The organism is Marinomonas spartinae (genome assembly GCF_016461715.1).
GTDB classification, from domain to species: domain Bacteria; phylum Pseudomonadota; class Gammaproteobacteria; order Pseudomonadales; family Marinomonadaceae; genus Marinomonas; species Marinomonas spartinae_A.
Genome location: NZ_JAEMUI010000001.1, coordinates 211,882 through 225,552 on the forward strand (window position 1 = coordinate 211,882; position 13,671 = coordinate 225,552).

Annotated in this window: 12 protein-coding genes; 7 read left to right on the forward strand and 5 right to left on the reverse strand. The window is 43.0% G+C overall.

Annotated elements, in window-relative coordinates; genetic code table 11:
- Nucleotides 1-10: 10 nt before the first annotated feature.
- Both JHD45_RS00955 and JHD45_RS00960 read right to left on the reverse strand, forming a co-directional pair.
- A complete protein-coding gene (locus tag JHD45_RS00955; protein WP_199474155.1) occupies nucleotides 11-1,009 on the reverse strand; it encodes a YbgA family protein in 999 nt (332 codons plus the stop codon).
- On the reverse strand, nucleotides 1,006-2,043 hold the full coding sequence (locus tag JHD45_RS00960) for an NAD(P)/FAD-dependent oxidoreductase (protein ID WP_233407481.1): 1,038 nt from the start codon (nucleotides 2,041-2,043) through the stop codon (nucleotides 1,006-1,008). The genes JHD45_RS00955 and JHD45_RS00960 overlap by 4 nt, the downstream gene beginning before the upstream one ends.
- A gap of 183 nt (nucleotides 2,044-2,226) precedes the next feature.
- On the opposite strand from JHD45_RS00960, the gene JHD45_RS00965 reads away from it, so the two are divergent.
- Both JHD45_RS00965 and JHD45_RS00970 read left to right on the forward strand, forming a co-directional pair.
- Entirely contained in the window at nucleotides 2,227-3,108 is an 882-nt protein-coding gene (locus JHD45_RS00965) for a MerR family transcriptional regulator (RefSeq protein WP_199474157.1), read from the forward strand.
- A gap of 154 nt (nucleotides 3,109-3,262) precedes the next feature.
- Nucleotides 3,263-3,502 (forward strand): DUF2061 domain-containing protein, encoded by a 240-nt coding sequence (locus JHD45_RS00970; RefSeq protein ID WP_199474158.1) that lies wholly within the window; start codon nucleotides 3,263-3,265, stop codon nucleotides 3,500-3,502.
- A 101-nt stretch (nucleotides 3,503-3,603) separates the two neighbouring features.
- Here the strand turns inward: JHD45_RS00970 and JHD45_RS00975 are convergent, their stop codons facing one another.
- A complete protein-coding gene (locus tag JHD45_RS00975; RefSeq protein ID WP_199474160.1) occupies nucleotides 3,604-4,950 on the reverse strand; it encodes a sodium-dependent transporter in 1,347 nt (448 codons plus the stop codon).
- Nucleotides 4,951-5,444: 494 nt separating this feature from the next.
- Between JHD45_RS00975 and ectA the strand changes: the two genes are divergently transcribed.
- The 5 genes from ectA to JHD45_RS01000 all read left to right on the forward strand — a co-directional run bounded on the left by ectA (nucleotide 5,445) and on the right by JHD45_RS01000 (nucleotide 10,492).
- The gene (gene ectA, locus JHD45_RS00980) at nucleotides 5,445-5,933 is read left to right on the forward strand and encodes a diaminobutyrate acetyltransferase (protein ID WP_325097251.1); all 489 of its coding nucleotides are present in this window, start codon (nucleotides 5,445-5,447) and stop codon (nucleotides 5,931-5,933) included.
- Nucleotides 5,934-5,997: 64 nt separating this feature from the next.
- The gene (gene ectB / locus JHD45_RS00985; protein ID WP_199474164.1) at nucleotides 5,998-7,311 is read left to right on the forward strand and encodes a diaminobutyrate--2-oxoglutarate transaminase; all 1,314 of its coding nucleotides are present in this window, start codon (nucleotides 5,998-6,000) and stop codon (nucleotides 7,309-7,311) included.
- 185 nt (nucleotides 7,312-7,496) lie between these two features.
- On the forward strand, nucleotides 7,497-7,886 hold the full coding sequence (locus tag JHD45_RS00990) for an ectoine synthase (protein ID WP_067013657.1): 390 nt from the start codon (nucleotides 7,497-7,499) through the stop codon (nucleotides 7,884-7,886).
- An 80-nt stretch (nucleotides 7,887-7,966) separates the two neighbouring features.
- Nucleotides 7,967-8,965, forward strand: coding sequence for an ectoine hydroxylase (gene thpD, locus JHD45_RS00995; RefSeq protein WP_199474166.1), 999 nt, complete (start codon nucleotides 7,967-7,969; stop codon nucleotides 8,963-8,965).
- 87 nt (nucleotides 8,966-9,052) lie between these two features.
- On the forward strand, nucleotides 9,053-10,492 hold the full coding sequence (locus JHD45_RS01000; protein ID WP_199474168.1) for an aspartate kinase: 1,440 nt from the start codon (nucleotides 9,053-9,055) through the stop codon (nucleotides 10,490-10,492).
- A gap of 144 nt (nucleotides 10,493-10,636) precedes the next feature.
- Here the strand turns inward: JHD45_RS01000 and JHD45_RS01005 are convergent, their stop codons facing one another.
- Nucleotides 10,637-12,856 carry an EAL domain-containing protein gene (locus tag JHD45_RS01005; RefSeq protein ID WP_199474170.1) on the reverse strand — a complete coding sequence of 740 codons (2,220 nt, stop codon included), beginning with the start codon at nucleotides 12,854-12,856 and terminating at the stop codon, nucleotides 10,637-10,639.
- Nucleotides 12,857-13,074: 218 nt separating this feature from the next.
- The gene (locus tag JHD45_RS01010; protein ID WP_199474172.1) at nucleotides 13,075-13,659 is read right to left on the reverse strand and encodes a HupE/UreJ family protein; all 585 of its coding nucleotides are present in this window, start codon (nucleotides 13,657-13,659) and stop codon (nucleotides 13,075-13,077) included.
- Between the last annotated feature and the right edge of the window lie 12 nt (nucleotides 13,660-13,671).

Consider the following 13,671-nt stretch of genomic DNA (forward strand, 5'->3'; position numbering starts at 1 on the left):
CTACGACTAACTAGATGGTATTGCGGATGCCAAGCGCACTTGGGTAGGGGGCAAAATAACGTTGCTCTTGCACATATTGACTGCCATGATGTTTCAAGTAGTGGTGCAACAGGGCGACGGGCGTGGCGAGGTTTACCTCTTCGCGCCGATATTGTTCAACTACGTTTAATATGTCTTGACGAATCGAGGAATCAACAGAGCGTTTTAGATAGCCAATAAGGTGCATTAACACGTTACAGTGGTTTTTCCGTTTAGCAGGCTGTGACAGAGCCGTCATGAAAACCTCAAAGTACGCGGCTTTTAGTTCATCTAGTGTTCTGGGGTCATTACCTGAGAGCATTTTGCCCAATTGTTTATAGGCAGATTGTGAATGGGCCATGACCAAATATTTGTAGCGGCTATGAAAAGCAATCAGGGCTTTCATGCTTGGTTTGGCGTTCACGCAGTGGCGAAATTCATGGTGAGCGAACACGCGTGTTAAAAAGTTTTCACGTAGCATAGGGTCGTTGAGTCGACCGTCTTCTTCGACTGGTAAGAATGGATAACGAGCTTTTAAGGCGCGGGTGAATAATCCTACTGTGCGCTGCATATGAGGGTGACCATTTTCTTGATAGACCTTGATACGCTCTAGCCCACAGCTTGGGGAGTTTTTCATCAAAATATAGCCATCCAAGTGACCTAGCTGCTCAATATAGGGTTGGCTGGCGGCCATGAATACATCGGAAACATCGCCTCCTTTTTGATTGGAATAGGTCATTCTTGGGGCCTCTGGGTTTCCTTCAAGACGCAGTGTTGGCCGTGGTGTTCCAAAACCTGCGGCAACTTCTGGGCAGAACTTTTGATAATCAAAATAGTCGCTCAGATGTTGATCGCAATAAGTGGATCGGCTATGTCCGCCATTAAAGCGAACGTTATCCCCCAGCAAGCAGGCGCTGATGCCCACAGGAATTCGGTGATTTAAATGATCCGCATGAAATTGCTTTTGTGGAAGCTGTTCAATGGTTGTCATCTTGTTATCCTCATCTGATTGAGATAGTCACATAAACCCAAAGCACTTATCAGGGCTCCTTCAGCATCGCCTTGACAGAGCCAATCACCCGCCAGGCCGATGTTTTTTGGGGAGTGCCACATAAACGGCTGTTGATGGTTATAGACGTCGGTTCGTGCCAGCAGCCAGCGATGGGGCTCGCTTGTTTTTTTCGGTATGAGTTGGGTCTCATGGAAAAATGCTTGGATGAGTAAGGTGGCAATGGTGTTTTTATCCTCGTCCAAGTAGTGTTGTGTCCACTCAGGGGAAGCTTGTATAACCCATCTTTCTGAGCCGTTATGTCCTTGTCTTCTATTGGGTTTGGCACTGTCTTTGACAAGTCGCTGCAATGTCGATGATTTAGGTATGAGAATCGGTGGTAGCGTTGACTGTTCTGTGTCTAGGCACATTGCCCATTGAGGCTGGGTCGTTTGGGCCGCCTGATGGGCGCATGCGATTAGCTCATCAATCTGCTGAGTTGTCGATAATAGTGTCACCGCCTGAGACGCTGGTATAGTAACAATGAGGAATTTAGCTTGAGCAATGGCCTGATGTTGTTCATCATAAAGTCGCCAGATATCTGTTGTCGCTAGACTGCCTTGCTCAACGTAATCGATTTGTTCAAGAGAATTGATGCGTGTATTAGTGATTAAGTCACTGTTAGTTAACCAATGGCGAGTAATGGCGCTCATTTTAGGAATGCCAACATACGCCTGTGCATCGGGCCAGTAGGCGGCAATACCTTGTTCGACTAATGACGCAAAAAGCGGCTTAGTGTCTTTGTGGTGAATTGAAATAAATGGCGTGCCAAGCTCACAGCTTGTGTTTTGGTCGAGATGTTTGCTACTGGCACGGCCACCAGAGCCGCGACTCTTTTCGATAACACAGACAGACCATCCCATACGAGAGAGCTGCTGAGCGCATAAACTGCCGGAAAGACCTGCCCCGATAATCGCAACGTCATAGTATGATGGCGAGTTGTATAGGGTGTCCTTGGGCATTTTTTGCTCTCTCATGATGTCACCTTGATCTGTATTGTCTGTTTGTAAGACTTGTACGATAAAATTGCTTGTACAAGTTATTATTTATACAATATAGATGCTTGTACAAGAAATGCAATATATCTTGTACAAATATATTTTTGTATAGTTTTTAGTTCGAAGATCTTGGCTTAATAGGCTTGAAGGAGAGATCGTTAGGTGAAAAATGATTTGAATGAAGAGGACGTAGACCTATTTGCTATCCGTACTTTATCGGAAAAGACAGGAGTAAATTCTGTGACCTTGAGGGCTTGGGAGCGGCGTTATGGTTTGTTGAAACCAAAACGAACTGCAAAAGGCCATCGCTTGTACAATCTAAATGATGTGCAACGTGTTGAAGCCATTGTCCATTGGATTCAGCAAGGTGTTTCTGTTAGCAAAGTACGTTCTTTATTGGACAAAGGGGCATCGTTGGAGAATCTGGAACTTTCCAACGAGTGGTTAGATTGGCAAGATCAGTTGGTAACAGCCTCATGTGTATTTGATGAGTACAAAATAGAGCGCTTATACCAACAGATTTTCTCTCAATATCCTACATCAATCGCTGTGCGCAATTGGCTCGTTCCCAGTCTTGATAAGCTGGCCCGATTAGCGGCTGGTCGCTTTTGCGAAACCGTTCTGACGGCTTGCTTGTCCTCTCGGTTAATGACATTAAAGGATCAACAAAAAGCGGCTCCTAAGGTGTTGATCACTGGGTTGTTGGGGCAACGCACTTTGTGGTGTTTTGTCGCCGCCGCCATGCTCAATGACCAAGGTTATTCCTGTGCTGTTATGCCCATGATGACCACTTATCAAGAGCTTAATGAGCTTGTATTGGGGGTTGATCCTCAGGGCGTGATTGTATTTGCAGAAGGAGAGTTTATTAGCAATATTGATGACTCGGTAACTATGATGTCTTCCTGGAATAGACGCACTTCTGTTATTGGGGCCGGTTTCTGGGTGGCGTTGCAAGAGAGCAAATCAGTATTAGCCAAGTCGGTTTGTGCATATTCTGAGCCATTAGAAGGGATTTTAGGATTTGCCTTATCCAAGTCTTATTAATTGAGGCATAGCTTCTTCTATCAATGATCGATATGCATGAATTATTTTAATAAAATATCTATTAGAACTATGCATACAATGTATTTAGTTAATTAAAAAATCTCCTCTATTATCAAAGCTATCAAAAGAGCTTAGAAAAACAGAGGAGATTCACATGACGAAAACACTTACTTTTGCCGTGATGCACTTTACCATTGCCTTTACGGTTGCCTATGTTATTACCGGAAGCGTGTTGGTTGGTGGTGCGGTGGCTCTTATAGAGCCTGCCATTAACACCGTGGCTTTTTACTTTCACGAGAAAATTTGGGCACGTTATTCAGGATCAAAGAGTCAGGCCATGTTAGTGAATATTGTCGAATCAGCCAGTGAGAGTTATGCGCTAAGATCCATGTAATCTGGGTGCTTGTTTGATCATGTGATTTGACGTTTTTATAAAAAAGCCTCATTTACCTATAGGCAAATGAGGCTTTGATGTGTTTGCTGAACCGTTTTTAGTTAAAGGTTTAGAACAAAAACGATAGCAACAGCGATGGGACTTATGACCATCACGCTTATTTTCCAATATGAAAAAAATAGCTTAGAGACCGATAGCTCTTCTTCAGAGAATTTTGATTTAACAGCCCAGCCAGCGAATAGTGCGGTGAAGATACCGCCAAGAGGTAACATGATATTCGCCGTCGCATAGTCTAAGAAGTCAAAGATATTCTTACCGAAGAGGGTAATGTTACTCATAAAGTTAAAAGAACCAAGACAAGCGATGCCAAGTAACCAAACGATGAAACCGATGGCGATGGAAGCAGTAATGCGTTTGATCTTCATGCGTTCCACGATAAAAGCAACGGTTGGCTCCATCAGTGAGATAGAGGATGTCCAAGCGGCGATGCCTACAAGAACAAAGAATAGGAAACCAAACAGTTGACCAAAAGGCATTTGCCCAAAGGCAACGGGTAAGGACATAAACATCAAGCCTGGGCCTGCGGCAGGATCCATTCCATTAGCGAAGATCACAGGGAAAATACACAAGCCAGCAACCAGCGCAACCAATGTATCCAAAGCGCCAATGGCGATCACGGTACTACCAATAGACGCTTTCTTTGGCATATAGGAGCCGTAAGCCATCATGGTGCCCATGCCAAGAGATAAGGTAAAGAAAGAATGGCCTAAGGCAACTAACACAGCACTCCAGCTTAATTTACTGAAGTCAAAATCAAACATGAAATGCCAACCAGCGGAGAAGCTTTTTGTGCTCATGGCATAACCAAGCAGAACAAGCAGAAGGATGAAAAGCGCAGGCATCATAATACGAGTTGCCATTTCAAGTCCCTTATTGACACCTCTGGCTACCACAAACACCGTCATAACAACGAACAAGGTATGCCAGCCAAGTAGGGTCATGGGATCGGCTAGTAGGGCTTTAAAAGTGGCATTGGCCTGATCGGATGTCAGTCCAGCTAGCTCTCCTGTGGCCATGGCTTTGATATAGTTCAATACCCACCCTGCGACAATGGAGTAGAAAGAAAAAATCATAATGCCCGTGAACATACCAACGATGCCAATGAGGCCCCATGCTTTAGTCTGACCGGACTCCTCTGCAACATCCTCCAGAGAGTCGACGGGGTTTTTTCTACCACGACGACCAATAAAGACCTCAGCCATCATGATAGGAATGCCCACAAACAAAATACATACTAGATAGACTAGAACGAAGGCTCCGCCGCCATTTTCCCCCGTGATGTAGGGAAATTTCCAAATATTTCCAAGGCCGACAGCAGAACCCGTTGCCGCCATAATAAATACCCATCGGCTCGCCCATGAGCCCTGACTAGATGTCTTTTCTTGCATAATAATCTCTAAAAAAGTTGAAAGTTAAACAGCAATATCACGCCGCCCCCTACAAACAACTTACATTGAGAGCGTTGCGAGTCATGTTGTTATGCAAGGTTCTCTCATTACCATTAAATGGTGATCGGTTCGATTTGTGGGGTCTGGCTTTGTTAAGGGGCAGGATTCTCCAAATTTTGTCTCGTTCATGCAACAAAAAAACGACATTTTTTATTTTAAGTCGATCTTTCTGCAATGCCTTATGCCTTAAGGGGTTCCGTAAATACACCAAGTTCTCTTGAAGAAAATATTACTCAACAAAACATTAGTTCTCTAAATAAAAGCTGGACATATGTTTTAATCTGTCTAAAATGGTTAGACATCAAATCACTTTTCTGGGTGTTGAGTGATAAATGAATTATTTATCCTCCGTGATACGGGGGGTTAATGGGTGTTTGTGTATTTGAGAACACTCATTCATTAAAGAGATACTTTGTTTTCTAATTTATTGAGGTGTGGTTTTGAATAACATAGAGCTTATTAAACCAAGAGCAGAGCACGGTATGTTGATTAACCAGTTGGTTGCTAGTTGTCCACCACTGGATACCAATTCGGTGTACTGCAACTTGCTGCAAGCAGATCACTTTAGTGAGACAAGTGTCTCAGCAATGCTAGAGGGTCGTTTAGTTGGCTTTATTTCTGGCTACTTGATTCCAAATCGAACAAATACCTTGTTTGTATGGCAGGTGGCGGTTGGTGAAGCTGCACGAGGTCGAGGTTTGGCGAAAAAAATGCTATCGGCTTTATTAGAGCGCCCAATTTGTTCCGATGTGGCTTATATAGAAACCACTATTACTAAATCCAATGGGGCGTCTTGGGCACTGTTTCGCAGTATGGCTAAGCAATTAGGCGCACCGTTAGAAGACTCAGTTCAATACGATAAAGATAGTCACTTTCAAGGAAAACATGACACAGAATTTTTGGTTCGTATCGGCCCTTTTTGATGAGGCCTCTGTTCCCTGTTCTGTTTGTTGATTTGCATAAATTTAATTAAGAGGAAGTATTAGCATGAAAATTTTTGAAGAGCTTGAATCGGAAGTACAATCATACGCACGTTCATTCCCTCGTGTTTTTCATCGCGCCCAAGGTGCCCATTTGTTTGACGAGGATGGCAACAAATACATCGACTTCCTAGCAGGGGCTGGTACGTTGAACTATGGCCATAACAACCCTGTTTTCAAAGAAAAACTGATTGAATACATTATGGAAGACGGCGTAACTCACGGCTTGGATTTGCATACCAAAGCGAAAGCCGCCTTTTTGGAGAGTTTTAATGAGTATATTTTAAAACCCCGTAATCTGGAGTATATGGTTCAATTTACTGGGCCCACAGGAACAAACGCCGTTGAAGCCGCATTGAAGCTTGCTCGAAACGTAACGGGCCGTGAAAACATTGTGAGTTTCACGAACGGTTTCCACGGTTGTAGCTTGGGTGCCCTATCGGTAACGGGCAACTCTCATCACCGTGGCGCCGCTGGTACCAGTTTAGGTGCCGGTGTTTCAACCGTTCCTTTTGATGGCTACCTTGGTGATGGCATTGAAACCACGGAATATTTAGACAAAGTATTGTCGGATTCAAGCAGTGGTGTTGACCTTCCCGCTGCGGTTATTGTTGAAACAGTTCAGGGCGAGGGCGGTATTAATGCAGCCAGCTTTGAATGGTTACAGAACCTTGAAGCCGTTTGTAAAAAACACGAAGTGTTACTGATTGTTGATGACATTCAAGCCGGTTGTGGTCGTACAGGTACTTTCTTTAGCTTTGAGCCTGCGGGCATCAAGCCAGACATCGTTACCATGTCGAAGTCAATTGGTGGTTATGGTCTGCCATTTGCCATTGTCCTTATGACACCTGAATTGGACCAATGGAAACCAGGTGAGCATAACGGTACTTTCCGTGGTAATAATTTGGCATTTGTCACAGCAAAAGCCGCCATTGATACTTTTTGGCAAGACAATACCTTTGAAAAAGAGATTCAGCGCAAAGGGGATTACATCCTGAAACGTACTCAAGCCATTGTGGATAAATATGGTGAAGGTAACTTTACTCTACATGGACGAGGCATGATGCGCGGTATCAATTGTGTAAGTGGTGAGCTTGCCGGAAAAATTACCCACAAATGTTTCCAAAATGGCCTAATGATTGAGACATCTGGTGCGGATGATCATGTTGTTAAGTTCCTTTGTCCTTTGATTATTAGCGACGAGGACCTCAAGCAAGGTATTGACATTCTTGAGAACGCAATCAAAGAAGTGTGTGCTAAAGAAGACGACATGCCAGAAGCGAAAAGCTATTTTGATGAAAACTACGACATCGCCGTATAACGTCGTTGTTGAAAAAGGCTACACACTCTTTAAAAAGCGCTGTCGTAAGTGGCGAATGTTACCGTAAGAATTGGTATGACACACCGAGCTTAAGAGTGAGTTAAAGGGGTAGGTCAACAACCTTAGGTTATTAAGGTTGTTGACCACCTGATTTAAATTGTGAAGATCGTTTATAGGAGAATACAATGTTTGCACGTGATTTAGCTGAATGCGAAAAGACCGAACGTCGTGTCGTTTCCCCTGATGGAAATTGGGAAAGCACTCGTTTACTGCTAAAAGAAGATAACATGGGTTTTTCTTTCCACATTACGACGATTTATGAAGGCAAAGATTTTGATATGCATTATCAAAATCACTTAGAGTCCGTGTATTGCATCTCCGGTGAAGGGGAAGTGGAAAGCCGCGAAACGGGTCAAAAACACCATATCAAACCCGGTGTTGTATATGTCTTAGATAAACACGATGCTCATACTTTACGAGCTTTTAAAGAGCTTAAATTGGCATGTGTGTTTAATCCACCGATTACAGGCAAAGAAGTGCACAACTCAGAAGGCGCTTACGAGTTGTTAGATTAATAAAACATCTTTTAATCTACTCAAGTAAAGGTACAAAGCTCATTTCGTTAACATAGAGGAGTATAGAAGGAGGAGCGATAATGTCATCGTCGGCGTATGTTCTAGATAGTGGGTCTCCTGAAGTATTGGGGCAAACTAAATGGAGTGTTACTACTGATGAAGTATTGAAAAAAGATAGGGTAGTCGATGATTATCCATCTAGACAATATCAGAAGCCTACGTATTTCAATCGCAAAGACCCCGTTATTTTCTCTGATGATCGACAAAAAGCGCCTTTAGATGAGGCGCTTTTAGATCACTATGAAAAAAACGGCTTTTTATTTCTAGATCATCTTTTTAGCGAAGATGAAGTCGCAAAAATGCAGCAATACATGCAGTGTTTGCGAGATGATGAGTTTATTAAACAACGTGAAGAGAGTATCACCGAAGCCAACAGTGGCGACATTCGTTCGGTATTTGATGTTCATAAACTGAATGATTTTTTTCAAAGCGTTGCCGAAGATCCGAGACTGGTAAGAATCGCGGAATACATATTAGGAGATCAGGTTTATCTCCATCAAACCCGCTTAAACTACAAGCCGGGGTTTAGAGGGAAAGAGTTCTATTGGCATTCTGATTTTGAAACCTGGCATGTGGAAGATGGTATGCCGAGAATGCGAGCTCTGAGTATGTCCATTACCCTCACTCCTAACGACCATAACAATGGTCCTCTTCTTGTCATTCCAGGGTCACACCATACTTATATTTCTTGTGTGGGGGAAACACCAGACAATAACTATCTGTCATCGTTAAAAAGACAAGAAGTAGGCGTCCCAGATGATCAAACCGTACAAAATTTGGTGAAGTCATATGGTATTGAGGCCGCCGTGGGGCAACCGGGGCGAATTATTTTATTTGATTGCAATTTATTGCATGGCTCCAACGGTAACATTACCCCCGCGCCTCGCTCAAATTTGTTCTTTGTTTACAATGCTTTATCCAATCGTGTTGGCAAACCGTTTGGTGATACTAAGGTAAGACCAGAATATATAGCCGCCAGAGACAGCATTAGGCCGTTGAAAAAAGTGATTAATACTTAAACTTTTTGCAGCCTTATGACAATATAGCGGCAGTTTAGATTTTGGCTGGAGATTGCTCTTCAGCCCCTTAATAAATTGGGTTTAATGATGGGACTACATACAGTTGAAAAAATCGGTGGCACGTCCATGAGCGACTACCACTCTGTACGCGATAATATCGTGTTTAAACCAGCTCAAACGAATGACTTATATAACCGCATTTTTGTAGTATCGGCTTATGGTGGTATTACGGACCAATTGCTTGAACATAAAAAAACCGGTGACGCTGGTGTTTATGCTTATTTTGCCAAAGAGCGAAATCAAAAGTCTTGGTCAAAAGCGCTGAAAGATGTGCGGGCTGCCATGCTAGAAATTAATCACTCGTTATTTGAAGGTACTTTGCTGGAAGAAGCGAATTACTTTTTGAATCGCCGTTTGCAAGATGCCCAAGAGTGTTTAGAAGACCTCCATCGCCTGTGCCAACATGGTCACTTTTCGATCAGCGAGCATTTGGCAACGGTGCGCGAAATGTTGGCAAGTCTTGGTGAGGCACATAGTGCTTGGAATACTGCAACCTTATTAAAACGTGATGGTGTTAATGCGGTATTTGTTGACTTGACGGGGTGGAATAGCCCTTGCCATATGTCTCTTGACGAGCGAATAATCGATACATTTAAGGACATTGACCTGTCTACTCAGCTGCCTATTGCAACAGGCTATGCTCATAGTGAAACAGGTTTAATGTCAACATTCGACCGGGGATACAGTGAAATGACCTTTAGTCGAATTGCGGTTTTGACCGAAGCTCGTGAAGCAGTTATTCATAAAGAGTTTCACTTAAGCAGTGCGGATCCTCGACTGGTAGGTGAGAACAAGGCAGTGCCAATAGGCCGAACTAACTATGATGTTGCCGATCAACTGGCTAATTTGGGGATGGAAGCGATTCACCCTAAAGCGGCAAAAGGGTTACGTCAGCATAATATCGCGTTACGTGTGAAAAACACCTTTGAGCCAGAACATACAGGTACCTTGATTACGGGGGATTACGTCAGTGATGAGCCTTGTGTTGAGATTATTGCCGGTTCTCGTGGTGTGTTTGCGGTTGAGATCTTTGACCAAGACATGGCAGGCGATATTGATCAGTTCGATGTGGCGATACTGAAAGTGATGCGTCAGTTTAAAGCTCACATCATTGCCAAAGACATTAATGCCAACACTATCACTCATTATTTAGGCGTGAGTCTAAATACCTTGAAACGGGTGATGAAAGTATTGCATGAAAAATTCCCTGATGCGGAAATCTCTCAGCGTAAAGTTGCCATTGTATCTGCTATTGGTAGCGATATGAAAACCACAGGTATGTTGGCAAAAGCAGTGAAAGCCATTGCTGAACAAGAGATTAACGTGCTTGCAATGCACCAATCTATGCGCCAGGTGGATATGCAGTTTGTTGTGGAAGAGGAAGACTACGAGCAAGCAATTTGTAGTTTGCACAAAGAACTTGTCGAAGTGCACGAACATGGTCGGGCTATCTGTCTTGCTTCCTAAAGCAAGCCTGATATCACCGGTGGTCATTGATTACCTGTTATTGCCTGTCTAAAGGGGATGCGTTAAAAAGGTTAAAAAGAGAGTGAGAGCTTGCTCTTACTCTCTGACGTGTACTAGCTCAGAGTAGATCTGACGTTTTCCCCTTTAGGCATCTTGTTCAAGGTTTTTTCTATAGGCTTGTTTGTTTTTTTCGACTAATGCGTTGAATGCGTCTTTGGGTAAGGGGCGGCTAACAATGTAACCTTGACCATACTCACATGAATAATCTTCTAATAGACGCCACTGAGTTTCATTTTCAATCCCTTCTGCGACCACATGAATGCTTAACTTGTGTGCCATGGCGATAATGGCTTCGACAATTTTTTTGTCATTTGGGTTGGTTTCTAAATCATCAACAAAGCTTTTATCTATTTTTAGCACGTTGACGGGTAGGTTTTTCAACTGACCAAGAGAGGAGAATCCTACACCAAAATCATCAATAGCGATGCTAATCCCCATATTTTTAAAGGTTTGTAGAATATTACTTGCTAAGGTGATATCACTGAGTAACGCGGTTTCTGTCACTTCAAAACCTATTTCTTTTGGCGATACTTGGTATTGATCCAGTAGCTTGGAGACTTGTTTGACCAGTTTGGCATCCCTGAGTTGTAAGGCGGATAAATTGATGTGTATACAGATGGGACTTAACCTGTCTTGATGTCGTTGGGCAATAAATGCAATGCTGGTTTCAATGACCCAATACCCTATATCGATAATCAATCCTGTTCTTTCTGCTAGAGGGATAAAGGCGTCAGGCCCAATCCGCCCTCTTTCTGGATGATGCCAGCGAATCAGGGCTTCAGCAGAAAAGATCTTGCCATTGGATAAGTTAAATTGCGGTTGGTAAAACAACTCAAACTCATTTTTGCTTAAGGCTCTGTGTAACTCATCCTCCTCCAATATATCTTTCATGGTATTGTCTTTAATGTTTTTTGTATAAAAAGCGTACTGGTTTTTTCCTAATTGCTTCGCTCGGTATAGAGCCATATCTGAGTGTTGCATGATACTGATTAAGTCTTGCCCATCATCTGGGACCATTGCAATCCCTAATGATGTGCTCATCATAAAGTGATGTTTGTAAATGGTGACGGGTTTTTGAATGATTTGTAAAACCTGCTCGGCGTATTGACTCACTTCGTGATGACCATCGACATCACTTAAATAGATGCAAAACTCGTCACCGCCAAGACGAACGACATGACTTTTCTGATGAGGAATGCTAAGCAGTCTTTCTGCGACTAGTACCAAAACTTGGTCTCCAATATCGTGTCCAATGGAGTCATTAATTCTTTTAAAATTATCCAAGTCGAAATAGATGAAAGCGGAGCGTCTTACCTTCTTTTTCTGTTTGAAAATGGTGTGTTGCAGTTTATCGGTTAAAAAACGTCTATTGGGCAGACCCGTTAATGGATCCTCATAAGCAAGCTTTTCAAGCTCTTGGGTTTTTTCATTCACCAACCGTTTTAGGCGAGTAGGCTGCAGCAGCATATAAAAGAAAAATAAGGAAATTAAAGCCGGTATCACCAGTGCCAGTGTATAGCGAAACTGCATCTCACCAAGGACGTTTTTAGGTATGCTGTGGCTGATTCTTAATTGCCATTGACCAGATGGTAGAGAAAGGTATCTGGTTGAAAACAGTTTGCCGATTGGTTCGGAGGACTGAGCTACTACAATGGGATGGGAAGGCGTTTTAAAGTAGAGTATTTTGTATTGGTAACCTTGTTGTTCCAAATCGCTAAAACGGCTATTTGAAATAAGTACATTGAGATTGATAACGGCGGACACAAAGCCCCAAAAATAGTTTTCGTGCTCACTGTTTGTGATGCTCACAGGGACTCGGTAGATTACCGCTCTTCCTCCCTGAATAAGTTGAACAGGGCTTGTTAGAATGGCTTTATTATAACGAATTGAAATGTCTGTCAATTCGTTATATGGAGGGCTTTTTAGGATATTTAGTCCGATAGCCGCTTCGTTTCCTTTTGGCGGATAAATTTTTTCGATAATGCCCTTTGGTGCTAACTGCAGGCTCGATATACTGCTGATAGAGTCAATTATGTTTTTTGCGTATTTATTAAAATAGGGCATATAACCCTGATTCAACTGGATGTTGTAAGCCAGTATCTGAGTGCTGGTAAAGGTAAGCGATAAGTGGCGCTGTAGAATCGCTTTTTGATCCTGAATCACGCTATCGAGTAAAATTTTCTGTTCATGGGTGAAGTAGCTGTTATAGGTATGAACGAAATAGATAGAAGCAGTTGATAACAGTGTAAATAGACACAAACAGATGGCGGCGACAAAAGGAAAACGAATTTTAGGTAAAATCAAAGACAGTCCTCGCCCGTGTATTTTAAAGAGAATGAGCTAACGATCATGAGTACAGAGGATTTTTCGTCCTATAAAATCATCTTATCTTATGGTACATGAAATATAATGCTTTTAATCTAGCTAAAATGGGTGATAAGTAAAAGAAAAACGTTGACTAGTTTGACTAGACAACGTTTTCCTGAAAACAGCTTAATCTGCTGTTAAAGTCGATAAGAGGGTTAAGCGATTGCCATAAACACGCCAGCTGCTGCAATCATGCCGCCTGTTACACGCGTTATGATTGGCATTTCAAGACGGGCAAGAATCAAACCTAATCCCATACCGACCACGTGTAATAAAGCCGTTGCTAGCGCAAAGCCCAGCGCATACTCAGCACCATGTGCGTTTAGTGGCATTTCCATACCGTGGGCGGCACCATGAAACAAGGCAAAAACGCCCGCAATAGCCATACAAACTTTCACATCAAAGCGAACAGAGCCAATTAAAAGGGCCCCCATTAGTACAACGGACAGTAAAATACCTTCTTCAACAAAAGGAACTCGCATGCCGGCCATTGCTAACGCACCGCCAATAATCATTGTCCCCACAAACGCAGCAGGAACGGCCCATAAAGCACGACCTCCCATGCTAGCAGCCCAAAGTCCAATAGCGATCATAGCGAGTAAGTGGTCTAAGCCGCCCATTGGGTGCATGAACCCTGTGGAAAAACTGGTTGATCCATCATGTCCTGGGTGAGCTAGGGCAAGCGTGGGTAGCATCGTGATAAGAGCGGTTAATCCTATTTTTAGCGTAGAACGACGCATAGTAAATCTCCT

Excerpts from the sequence above, each read along its gene's own strand:
- JHD45_RS00955 (WP_199474155.1), bottom strand. The coding sequence starts at position 1,009 with ATGACAACCATTGAACAGCTTCCACAAAAGCAATTTCATGCGGATCAT.
- JHD45_RS00960 (WP_233407481.1), bottom strand. The coding sequence starts at position 2,043 with ATGAGAGAGCAAAAAATGCCCAAGGACACCCTATACAACTCGCCATCA.
- JHD45_RS00970 (WP_199474158.1), top strand. The coding sequence starts at position 3,263 with ATGACGAAAACACTTACTTTTGCCGTGATGCACTTTACCATTGCCTTT.
- JHD45_RS00975 (WP_199474160.1), bottom strand. The coding sequence starts at position 4,950 with ATGCAAGAAAAGACATCTAGTCAGGGCTCATGGGCGAGCCGATGGGTA.
- ectB (WP_199474164.1), top strand. The coding sequence starts at position 5,998 with ATGAAAATTTTTGAAGAGCTTGAATCGGAAGTACAATCATACGCACGT.
- JHD45_RS00990 (WP_067013657.1), top strand. The coding sequence starts at position 7,497 with ATGTTTGCACGTGATTTAGCTGAATGCGAAAAGACCGAACGTCGTGTC.
- thpD (WP_199474166.1), top strand. The coding sequence starts at position 7,967 with ATGTCATCGTCGGCGTATGTTCTAGATAGTGGGTCTCCTGAAGTATTG.
- JHD45_RS01000 (WP_199474168.1), top strand. The coding sequence starts at position 9,053 with ATGGGACTACATACAGTTGAAAAAATCGGTGGCACGTCCATGAGCGAC.
- JHD45_RS01010 (WP_199474172.1), bottom strand. The coding sequence starts at position 13,659 with ATGCGTCGTTCTACGCTAAAAATAGGATTAACCGCTCTTATCACGATG.